The sequence below is a fragment of the uncultured Sphingorhabdus sp. genome (genome assembly GCF_937872355.1).
GTDB lineage: Bacteria > Pseudomonadota > Alphaproteobacteria > Sphingomonadales > Sphingomonadaceae > Sphingorhabdus_B.
This window is the reverse complement of sequence record NZ_CALMSV010000086.1, coordinates 1-10,054: the sequence shown is the minus strand read 5'-3', so window position 1 is coordinate 10,054 and position 10,054 is coordinate 1. Positions and strand designations below refer to the sequence as shown.

The following is a 10,054-nucleotide window of genomic DNA, read 5'->3' as shown; positions in this document are numbered from 1 at the left end:
GCCGAAGTTGCGGATCGCGATGGGCAGCAGGAACAGCCCATAATGCTCGCGCTCAAGCGGCCCCACCGGTGGCAGGATGAAATGCGCGCGGCGGCTGGTGGCGTTGCGGTACATGTCGTTCGACACCATCAGTTCCAGGCCTTCCAGAGCGGCATCGAGCCGTCTGCCATTGGGCGTTGACAGCACCGGATTGCCGGCAACAACGAACAGCGCCTTGATTTGCCCTTCGCCCGGCGTTTCGATTTCCTCTGCCAGCGTCGCCGCCGGAAATTCGCCCATCACCAGCGGATGGCCAGACACGCGTGAATGACGACGACCGATTGATCCGGGGCCCGCCATTGCGACGGTATCGACCAAAGGTGTCGGGAAGAGCAGCCCGCCCTCGCGGTCCAACTGGCCCGAGGCGATGTTGATGAGTGCGATCAACCAAGCGTTCAATGTGCCAAAGCTCTGCGTGGCTGCGCCGATGCGTCCGTAAAGTGCCGCAGGCCCGTTCACCATGCGATCGGCCAGCCACTCGATGTCGCCAAGCGCCACACCTGTCTGCGCCGCACAAATGGCGCTATCAAAACCCGATAGCGCATCGGAGACCGCATCCAGATTATCGATATAATCAGGAAGTGCAGGGCGGGCCGGATGGGCGAGCACAGCCTTCAGCAGGGCGACCAGCAGCAAGCCATCGGTGGCCGGCCGGATGAACAGATGCCGGTCGGCGATTTTTGCGGTCTCTGTCCGCCGCGGATCGATCACCACCAACTGGCCTCCACGCTTTTGCAACGCCTTTGCCCGGTTGCGGAAGTCGGGCACAGTCCAGACGCTGCCATTCGACGCCATCGGGTTGCCGCCCAAGATGATCATCGTTCCGGTGCGGTCGATATCGGGCACGCCCCACAGCCCCGAATGGCCGAAAAGCGCAAGGTTCGCGACCATATGCGGCATCTGGTCAACGGTGCTCGCGGAATAAATGTTCTTGAGACCCAATGCCTTTTTGAGTTCGCCCGAAACCAGCGAATTGGCATAGCTGTGCGCATTGGGGTTGCCGATATACATTGCCGCTCCACTGGCATCGCGCGCCAATATGTCGCGGGTGCGTTCACCGATTTCGGAAAATGCCTGATCCCAGCTGATTTCCTCCCAACTGTCGCCATTGCGCTTCAGCGGACTGCGCAGCCGGTCGGGATCGTTTTGGAGATCGGCCAACGCGGTTGCCTTGGGGCAGATATGTCCACGCGACAGAGCATTATCGGGATCGCCTTTGATCGAGATGATGTCGCGCCCTTCGGTGGTGACGATGATCCCGCAATTGGCTTCGCATATGCTGCAGGTGCGATGATGGGTTATCGGCATGTTCGACTCTCTCCTCAACAGGCAGGCTATAGGGTTTACGTACGGATGCAAGCTTCGGTGCGGTGCTTGACGGCTGCACTGGCATCCCGCAAATCCGTCTCAAAGGGAGAGATTCATGACCGACCATATCCTCGTCATCGACGAAGGGACTACGTCCACCCGTGCAATGCTGTTTGCAAAAGATGGCACGTGCCTCGGCAGCGCCCAGCGCCCGTTGACGCAGCATTATCCGGCGCCTGGATTGGTCGAGCACGACGCCGCCGAGATATGGGGCCTCACCCTCGAATGTGCGCGCGAGATGGTCGCGCAGGCGGGCGGGGCGCATGCCATTGCCGGTATCGGCATTACCAACCAGCGCGAAACCGTGGTCTTTTGGGACAGGCGCACCGGCGAGCCGCTGGCGCGCGCGATTGTCTGGCAGGACAGGCGTACAGCGGAGAATTGCGAGGCGCTGAAGGCGGCGGGCCATGAGGCTGATGTGCAGGCGAAGACCGGGCTGTTGCTCGACCCCTACTTCTCCGGCTCGAAGATCGGTTGGGCGCTTAAGAATTGGCCGCAATTGCAAGAGGCGGGTGAGCATCTCGCGGTCGGGACGATCGAAAGCTACCTCGTCTTTCGTCTGACCGGCGGCAAGGTGCACGTCTCCGACGCCAGCAATGCCAGCCGAACCGCGCTGATGGCGATTGGCAGTGGTGATTGGGACGATGGCCTGCTCAACCTGTTCGGCGTGCCGCGTGCTATCCTGCCGGAAATTTGCGACAGTGCAGGCCAAATGGGGATGACCGACGCCAGCCTGTTCGGCGCGCCGATAGCCATCACCGGCATGGCGGGGGGCCAGCAGGGGGCACTGATCGGGCAGAGCTGCCTCGAACCCGGCCAGACCAAAGCGACCTTTGGCACCGGAGCGTTCGTGCTCACGCAGACCGGACGCACCCTGCCCAAATCGACCAACCGGCTACTTGCGACTGTTGCGTGGCAATTGGGTGGGGAGCGGCATTATGCGCTTGAAGGCTCGGTCTTTGTCGCCGGCAGCCTGATCCAGTGGCTGCGCGACGATCTGGGGCTAATTGACGCCTCACCTGATACCGAGCCGTTAGCGCGCAGTGTCGAGGATAATGGCGGGGTCTATCTGGTTCCCGCGCTGTCGGGTCTTGGAGCGCCGCACTGGCAGCCCTCCGCGCGCGCCGCGATCCATGGCCTGACATTCGCCGCGAAAAAGGCGCATGTCGCGCGCGCCGCTCTGGAGGCGATGGCGCACCAGACCCACGATCTCAAAACCGCCTTCGCTGCAGATGGTGCCGACTGGGCCGAACTGCGCGTAGATGGCGGCATGGTCTCCAACGGCTGGATGGTGCAGGACCTTGCAGACATTTTGGCGGTCGAGGTTGAACGGCCCGATTTCGTAGAGACTACGGCATTGGGGGCAGCGATGCTGGCAGGCGTCGGGGCAGGTCTTTACGGCTCGCTCGCCGAAGCTTCGGTGATGCGCGGCAAGGTTGGCCGGTTCAGCCCTGCAATGGATGGCGTTGCGCGAGAGGCGCGGCTAACAGGGTGGAAGGATGCGCTCGGGCGGGTTCTCGCCTAACGCCCCATCTTTTTCGCCCGACGCCGTTGCACGCTCGAGCCGATCCCCATCGCCTCGCGATATTTAGCGACGGTTCGCCTGGCGATGTCGAAGCCTTTTTCCTTGAGCATGTCGACCAGCGTGTCATCGGACAAAATGTCATCGGGGGCTTCGGCATCGATCAGCGTCTTGATCGCGGCCTTCACCGCCTCTGCCGAGGCACCGTCGCCATCGGCTGACGCCACCCCGCTGGAGAAGAAATATTTGAGATCAAACAGCCCGCGTGAACAGTGGAGATATTTATTACTGGTGACGCGGCTGACCGTGGATTCGTGCATGTCGATTTCCTCAGCCACCTGACGCAGCGTCAGCGGTTTCAGCCGGGATACGCCCTCACGAAAAAATCCTTCCTGCTGCTTCACGATTTCCTGCGCGACCTTCATGATCGTGCGCTGGCGCTGGTCCATTGCCTTGATCAGCCAATTGGCGTCGGCCAAGGCTTCGTTGAGCCAGTTGTTCGCCGCCTTGTTATCCCCGCCACCGCCCATTTCGGCATAATAGCTGCGGTTGACGAGCAGGCGGGGCAGGTTGGCACTGTTGAGTTCGATCGCCCATCCCTTGCCCTGTGCGGTCACGAATATGTCGGGAGTAACCGCCACCGCGGCATCGTCGCTGTCAAAACGGAGACCTGGCTTGGGATCATAGCTGCGCAATTCGACCAGCATGTCGCGCAAATCTTCGTCATCGACGCGGCACAGCCGCTTGAGTTGGTCGAAACTGCCGCGCGCAACCAGATCGAGATTGTCGATCAGTCGCGCCATGCAGGGATCGTATCGATCTGCCTCTTTTGCCTGAAGTGCAATGCATTCGGCCAAGTCGCGTGCGCCAACGCCTGTGGGATCGAATGTCTGGAGCAGCTTAAGCGCCTCCTCTATTTCTGCGAGCGGCACGCCAAGACGATAGGCCAAACCCATCAGGTCGACGCCCAGCCAACCCGAAGGTTCAATATGCTCGATCAACTGTTCCAGCAGCAGCAATTGCCGGCCCGAAGCGCAAGCCCCCGCCTGCTGCATCAGATGTTCGCGCAACGATATATCCGGCGCTGCAAAGGCATCGAAATCTGGCCCTTCCCCGAAGTCGGAGCCGCGCACATCGATGCCGTTCATCCCCAGCATACCATCGGCGCCCGCACCGCCGCCTTCGCCGGGTTCGAAGGCTTCATGGGAAAAGTCGGTATCGAGTGCTTCGCTGCCCGTGCCGAAATCACCTTCGTTCATCAACTGGTCGCTGCCCAGGCTTTCGGCAGCGAGGGGCGCATCAGATATTTCAGGCGCTTCCGCTTCGCCGGGTGCATCGCTGGAGGCGATTTCGAGCAGCGGGTTGCGCTCCAGTTCCTCGGCAATGAAGGCGTCGATTTCCAGCGAAGACAGTGCAAGCAGTTTGATCGCCTGCTGCAACTGCGGCGTCATTACCAGCGACTGAGTCTGCCGAAGATCGAGGCGGGGGGCTAGGGCCATTTCCGGGTCAGCCGATAGGGGATGCAGTCACACGCGCCACCAGCGCTAACTCACATCTCAAACCCTTCGCCAAGATACAGCCTGCGCACATTGGCATCCTTGACCAGATCTTCGGGCGATCCGGCGAACAATACCTGGCCGCCATAAATGATGCAGGCCCGGTCCACGATATCGAGCGTTTCGCGCACATTATGATCGGTGATCAGCACGCCGATACCACGCTTTTTCAGGTCTTTCACCAGATCGCGAATATCATTGATCGAGATCGGGTCGATCCCGGCAAAAGGTTCATCGAGAAGGATAATTGACGGGTTCGCCGCGAGCGCGCGCGCAATTTCACAGCGTCGCCGTTCGCCACCCGACAGCGCCATAGCAGAGGCCGCGCGCAACCGCGTGAGGCCGAACTCGTCGAGCAGCTGTTCAAGTCGCGCTTCACGCGCTGCTTTATCGGGCTCGGCGAGTTCCAGCACTGCCATGATATTCTGTTCAACCGAAAGCCCGCGAAAGATTGAGGTCTCTTGAGGCAGATAGCCCAGTCCCAAAATCGCGCGGCGATACATGGGCAGGCGGGTGATATCCTCACCGTTGAGCATGATGCGGCCCGAGTCCGGTTTTACTAGCCCCATCACCGAGTAGAAACAGGTGGTTTTTCCTGCACCATTAGGGCCGAGCAGGCCGACCACTTCGCCCTTCGCGACCGACAGCGAAACATCGGTCAATACCGCGCGCTTGTCATAGCTTTTGGCGATCGACACAACGGCAAGGCCCGATGCCAGACCTTCTTCGGTCAAAGCGCTGGCAGGCGTTTCGTGCCGGTGCATATCATCGCCCATGGGCTGTTCGAGGCTCATCCCGTTACGGTCCTTTTTGTGTCCGAGCTGTGCTTATACCGCAAAAAGCATCAAGAAAAGCGCACAATGCCCGCAATTGGCAGGATTTGTGCATGGCGCTCTGCCGGATTGCTCCGGAACGGTTCAGTTTTTGCGTTGCGGTACAGTGAATGTGCCAGTCACGCGGCCATTTTTGCCTGTCGTGCCGGGTGCAGACGCTCCGCCCGTGATAGTCGAACGGCCAGCATTCAAATCGATCACTATTCGTCCACCGCTCAAACGGTTTGTGCCTTGAGTCAGGCGGACATTGCCTATCAGCGTGATAAGGTTGGAGCCCAAATCATATATTGCCGCATCGCTGGTGGCACGCAGATCATCCTTGGTGATTGTTCCCCCGCCTACAGCGTCCAGCCGGTTCACATCAATGCCGCCATTGCTGGTATAGGCGGCTGTCACGCGCGATGCGCGCATGGTCAGGCCAGCCTGTGTAGCGGTGACGCCGCCTGTCAGGATCACGCGATCAGCCCTGTCCTGCAACTCAATTGCGCCCGCATCAAAATCGACCGGTGCGTTGCTGTTGTGGTTGCGGATGACCTGTGCGGGCGCTGCGACCGACAACAGGGCCGCAGTTCCCAATGCGCTGGTCAGCAAGATCGGCAGGAAAGTTTTTGACATGGTCGCCCTATCTAATCGCATTCTGGTTGATGCGCAAATGCGCGCCGCCTTCAAGCCGGACAATACGCGCATCAACATCGGCCCTTAACTTGCCTGCACTGAAAGTGCCGACCTTCATCACGCCATTGACTGGCCCGAAGCTCTCTATCTGCCGGGTCTTCATCGCGAATTCGACATTGTTTGCGGTAAGGCTGAATCCGTCTCCACTGGTGTAGGACATCGGCCCTTCAACGCGAACTTTCTCGGTTTCGAGATTATAATAGCCTTGGCCAGCCACCAGTCGCGCGGGGCCGCCTGCCATCAAGATTTGGCCTGACAGGTCGGTCAGTCGGATTATCGGTTCGGATGAGCTTTTTTGCACCGCACTGCCGCCTCGAAGCGTGAAGGGGCGTCCGCGACTATCTTCGCCACGATACATGGCGTTGGTCAGCCGCAAGCGCTCTTTCGCCATATTCACTTCATCCTTTGCCAGCACGAAGCTCATTTCCTGCGTATTTGAAAAAGGGCTGACCACCAGCATCGCAACCAGCACGCCGATGATGCTGGGCAATGCGACGCGAAGAATCCGCACCAGCCGGTCATGTCGACCGCCGGGAGCGGCAAAAAACTGCCGCAACGTGCGTTCTCGGTCTGCCTGTTCGGACATAGGCGGTTTTATAGTCTCCGGTCGATGAACATGGTTTAGCTGTGGGCGAAAATATCGTCTTCGGGCCAGCCCATCAGGTCGAGTCGCGCCCGGTGCGGCAGAAAATCGAAACAGGCCTGCGCCATTTCGGTGCGGCCTTCGCGTTCGAGCCGGATAACGAATTCGGCATGCAGGCGATGCAAGAAGCGCACATCGCTGGCTGCATAATCCTTTTGCGCCTCGCTCAGCACTGGCCCACCCCAGTCGCTCGATTGCTGTTGCTTCGAAATGTCGGTAGACAACAGCTCCTTCACCAATTCTTTCAGGCCATGGCGATCGGTAAAGGTACGGGTGAGACGCGAGGCAATTTTCGTGCAGAACAGCGGGGCCGCGGTCACCTTCAGATAATATTCAATTGCCGCCAAATCGAAGCGAGCAAAGTGAAACAATTTCAATCGGTTGGGATCGCCTAAAATCGCTTTCAGATTAGGCGCGGCATAGTTGCTGCCGGGAGCAAAACGGATCAGATGCTCATCGCCGCTACCATCGGATATCTGCAGCAAGCACAACCGGTCGCGCAATGTGTTCAAACCCATGGTTTCGGTATCGACCGCAAGGGCAGAGCTGCCTTGCAGTACGCCATCAGGCAGGTCTTCTTCATGAAGGAAAACGCTCATCCGCGCTCAAGCTTTCTCTAATCGGTTAATATGCCAATCCCTCTGCCCCAGCCGCGTCGTCAAGGCAAGTTTTACGGCTTTTACGCCGATTTAGGATTGGTGCATTATTTGCTATCGCGCTTTTCGTGCATAGGGTATAGCCTGCCATTGCGGGGCCAGTGGCATGTCGCGGGAAATGCGGGGTATTCGTCCTATTCTGCATGGATGGAAATTGGCGGGCGACGGGAAAGTATTAGTTCGAACATGAGTTTCAATGACAAGCGTCGTGGCCGTGGCCGTGACAAGCGCGATCGTTTTGGTGACGACAATTTCGGTTTTGACGCCCCCTCATTCCCTGGTGAATTGAGAGGTGGTGAGCGCCCCAGCGGCGGCTTTGGCGGTCCTCGCGGCGGCGGCGGTGGCTTCGGTGGCGGAGGCGGCGGTGGTTTCCGCGGCGGCGCTCCCCGGGCTCCTTCTATGCCCGCCCAGGTGGTTGGCGAAGGCAAGGGCATTGTCAAATTCTTCAATAATCAGAAGGGTTTCGGCTTCATTCAGGTCGACGATCGTCCCGATGACGTATTCGTGCACATCAGCGCTGTCGAGCAAGCCGGCCTGACTGGCTTGGCCGAAGGGCAACCGCTCGAATTCACGCTTGTTGATCGTGGCGGCAAAGTATCGGCAACCGATCTTGTGATTGACGGCGATCCACTTCCGGTTCCAGAGCGCGCTCCGCGTCCTGAGCGTAGCGGATTTGATCGTGATCGCGGTGGCGATCGTGGTGGCTTCCAGCGCGGCGGCGATCGCGATGGTGGCTTCCAGCGTGGTCCGATGCGCGAATCGACCGGCGAACGCGCCAATGGCACCGTCAAATTCTTCAACGACATGAAGGGATTCGGCTTCATCCAGCGTGACGATGGCGGCGAAGATGTGTTCGTGCACATTTCCGCGCTTGAGCGTTCGGGTGTTGGCCAAGTCACTCAGAATGACCGTTTGGCATTCGACATCGAAGTCGATCGTCGCGGCAAATATTCGGCCACCAATGTAGAGCGTCTCGCTGAGTAATCGGTCGACATCACTGACAAACAAAAAAGGGCCTCTTTCGAGGCCCTTTTGCATTTTGGCTTTATAAAATCACCGCGTCGGCACCGGAACGTCACCGGTATAATCATAGAAACCGCGCTTGGTCTTGCGGCCCAGCCAACCTGCTTCGACATATTTCACCAACAGCGGCGCAGGGCGGTATTTTGAATCGCCGGTGGTGTCGTGCAGCACCTTGATGATCTCGAAGCAGGTATCGAGCCCGATAAAGTCGGCGAGCGTCAACGGGCCCATCGGGTGATTCAGGCCAATCTGGCAGGCCATGTCGATATCGCGGATCGATGCCACGCCCTCACCCAAGGAAAAGCACGCTTCGTTGAGCATCGGCATCAATATGCGGTTGACGATAAAGCCGGGTACATCCTCGGCAAACACCATCGATTTGCCGAGGGCATCGCCGAACATTTTAACTTTTTCAACGGTCTGTTCTGATGTCGCAAGCCCGCGAATGACCTCTATCAGGCCCATCACAGGAACCGGATTGAAGAAGTGCACACCGATAAAGCGCGCCGGATCGGGTGACGACTGCGCCATGCGGGTAATGGGAATGGACGAGGTATTGGTAGCGAGAACCGCCTGATGGCCGAGCACCTTGCCTACTTCGTCGAAAATCTTGCGCTTGATGTCCTCACGCTCGGTTGCAGCTTCAATCACCAATCCAGCGGAAGCCATGGGCTCGTAGCTGGCTACAGGTTCGATACGCGCGATGATCTGCTCGGCTTCGGCAGCGCCGATCTTTTCACGCTCAACAAGGCGATGGATCGCTTTTGCGATGCCATCTTTGCCTGCCTTAGCACGGTCCATATCTATGTCGGAAAGCAGCACATGATAACCCGCTGCCGCGCTGACCTGTGCGATGCCCGCACCCATCTGACCTGCCCCGATAACTGCAACTGACCGCATGTTGACGACCCTTTCGAATATGTTTGGGCCCCCCTAGCGCAGCCGAGCGGTTCACGATAGACTGTTTGCCATGAGCTTGCCGTTCGCAAAATTCATCGCTGTCGCTTCGGTGCTTGCTGCTTCATCACATGCCGCGCCAATCGTACCGGGCAAGCAGTTCTTCCACAAAGACTGGGCCGCAGCCTGCGACAATGTCTATTCGTGCGAAGCGCTGTCGCTAGCGCCCGAAGTTGACGGTGGCGACACCGCCCCAGCCATCCTGATCAGTCGGGAATCGCCCAATGAAGCGGTCACGGTGAAAATCTCGCTCGTGGCCCCCTCTGGGAACAGTTACCGCATCTTGATCGACGGACGTGAAGTTGACCGTGGCGCACTTGCGCAAGGCGAATGGGCCATTGTCGGTTCGGCTGCCAATTCGCTCAAACTGGCACGCGCAATCGGTCGCGGGCGCAACATCATCATTCGCGGAAGTGATGGCGGCGTGTTGGGCAAACGTACACTCAAAGGTTCTGCTGCCGCGCTGATCCATATCGATTTAATGCAAAACCGGGCGCGCACATGGAATGCGCTGTTCCTCGTCGGCCGGCGTGCGCTGCCTGCACGATCGGTTGCCCTGCCGGTGATCACCGCCACTCGCATCGGCAAACAATCGGCGGTTCCTGATGCAGGAACGATCATCGATGTGGTCGAAAATTCGAAATGCTCGACCGACAGTTCAACGGTAACCGAAAACAGCGCCGTCAGCCTTGGAAAGAAAGATGGCCAGCACAGGGTGCTGCTTCAGGTCAGTTGCGGCACTGGAGCCTATAACATGGCGGCTGCCCCCTATTCGGGCAGCC

General features: G+C 58.9%; 10 protein-coding genes. 3 read left to right on the top strand and 7 right to left on the bottom strand.

Annotated elements, in window-relative coordinates; translation table 11 throughout:
• The coding region (locus Q0239_RS04985) for a molybdopterin-dependent oxidoreductase (protein WP_298599327.1) at positions 1-1,347 on the bottom strand (1,347 nt) is incomplete at its 3' end.
• Positions 1,348-1,462: 115 nt separating this feature from the next.
• Here Q0239_RS04985 and glpK point away from each other — a divergent pair.
• Positions 1,463-2,932 carry a glycerol kinase GlpK gene (glpK, locus tag Q0239_RS04980; protein ID WP_298599326.1) on the top strand — a complete coding sequence of 490 codons (1,470 nt, stop codon included), beginning with the start codon at positions 1,463-1,465 and terminating at the stop codon, positions 2,930-2,932.
• On the opposite strand, the gene rpoN is transcribed toward glpK, so the two are convergent.
• From rpoN to Q0239_RS04955, 5 genes are all read right to left on the bottom strand, one after another.
• A complete protein-coding gene (gene rpoN, locus Q0239_RS04975; protein WP_298599325.1) occupies positions 2,929-4,428 on the bottom strand; it encodes an RNA polymerase factor sigma-54 in 1,500 nt (499 codons plus the stop codon). The genes glpK and rpoN overlap by 4 nt on opposite strands.
• A 50-nt stretch (positions 4,429-4,478) precedes the next feature.
• Positions 4,479-5,249 carry an LPS export ABC transporter ATP-binding protein gene (gene lptB, locus Q0239_RS04970; protein WP_298599328.1) on the bottom strand — a complete coding sequence of 257 codons (771 nt, stop codon included), beginning with the start codon at positions 5,247-5,249 and terminating at the stop codon, positions 4,479-4,481.
• A 153-nt stretch (positions 5,250-5,402) separates the two neighbouring features.
• Positions 5,403-5,933, bottom strand: a complete 531-nt coding sequence (locus Q0239_RS04965; RefSeq protein WP_298599324.1) for an LptA/OstA family protein — start codon at positions 5,931-5,933, stop codon at positions 5,403-5,405.
• 7 nt (positions 5,934-5,940) lie between these two features.
• On the bottom strand, positions 5,941-6,504 hold the full coding sequence (locus Q0239_RS04960) for an LPS export ABC transporter periplasmic protein LptC (RefSeq protein WP_298599323.1): 564 nt from the start codon (positions 6,502-6,504) through the stop codon (positions 5,941-5,943).
• A 110-nt stretch (positions 6,505-6,614) separates the two neighbouring features.
• Complete coding sequence (locus Q0239_RS04955; RefSeq protein ID WP_298599322.1) at positions 6,615-7,235, bottom strand: ribonuclease D; 621 nt, start codon at positions 7,233-7,235, stop codon at positions 6,615-6,617.
• Positions 7,236-7,478: 243 nt separating this feature from the next.
• Between Q0239_RS04955 and Q0239_RS04950 the strand changes: the two genes are divergently transcribed.
• Positions 7,479-8,276, top strand: coding sequence for a cold-shock protein (locus tag Q0239_RS04950; protein WP_298599321.1), 798 nt, complete (start codon positions 7,479-7,481; stop codon positions 8,274-8,276).
• A 69-nt stretch (positions 8,277-8,345) separates the two neighbouring features.
• Here Q0239_RS04950 and Q0239_RS04945 read toward each other — a convergent pair whose 3' ends face one another.
• The gene (locus Q0239_RS04945) at positions 8,346-9,215 is read right to left on the bottom strand and encodes a 3-hydroxyacyl-CoA dehydrogenase NAD-binding domain-containing protein (RefSeq protein WP_298599320.1); all 870 of its coding nucleotides are present in this window, start codon (positions 9,213-9,215) and stop codon (positions 8,346-8,348) included.
• A gap of 70 nt (positions 9,216-9,285) precedes the next feature.
• Here Q0239_RS04945 and Q0239_RS04940 point away from each other — a divergent pair.
• On the top strand, positions 9,286-10,054 hold a 769-nt coding region (locus Q0239_RS04940), incomplete at its 3' end, for a DUF1176 domain-containing protein (protein ID WP_298599319.1).

What these genes read in the sequence shown, in the direction of transcription:
- lptB (WP_298599328.1), bottom strand. Translation starts at nt 5,249, where the DNA reads ATGCACCGGCACGAAACGCCTGCCAGCGCTTTGACCGAAGAAGGTCTG.
- rpoN (WP_298599325.1), bottom strand. Translation starts at nt 4,428, where the DNA reads ATGGCCCTAGCCCCCCGCCTCGATCTTCGGCAGACTCAGTCGCTGGTA.
- Q0239_RS04950 (WP_298599321.1), top strand. Translation starts at nt 7,479, where the DNA reads ATGAGTTTCAATGACAAGCGTCGTGGCCGTGGCCGTGACAAGCGCGAT.
- Q0239_RS04965 (WP_298599324.1), bottom strand. Translation starts at nt 5,933, where the DNA reads ATGTCAAAAACTTTCCTGCCGATCTTGCTGACCAGCGCATTGGGAACT.
- glpK (WP_298599326.1), top strand. Translation starts at nt 1,463, where the DNA reads ATGACCGACCATATCCTCGTCATCGACGAAGGGACTACGTCCACCCGT.
- Q0239_RS04945 (WP_298599320.1), bottom strand. Translation starts at nt 9,215, where the DNA reads ATGCGGTCAGTTGCAGTTATCGGGGCAGGTCAGATGGGTGCGGGCATC.
- Q0239_RS04955 (WP_298599322.1), bottom strand. Translation starts at nt 7,235, where the DNA reads ATGAGCGTTTTCCTTCATGAAGAAGACCTGCCTGATGGCGTACTGCAA.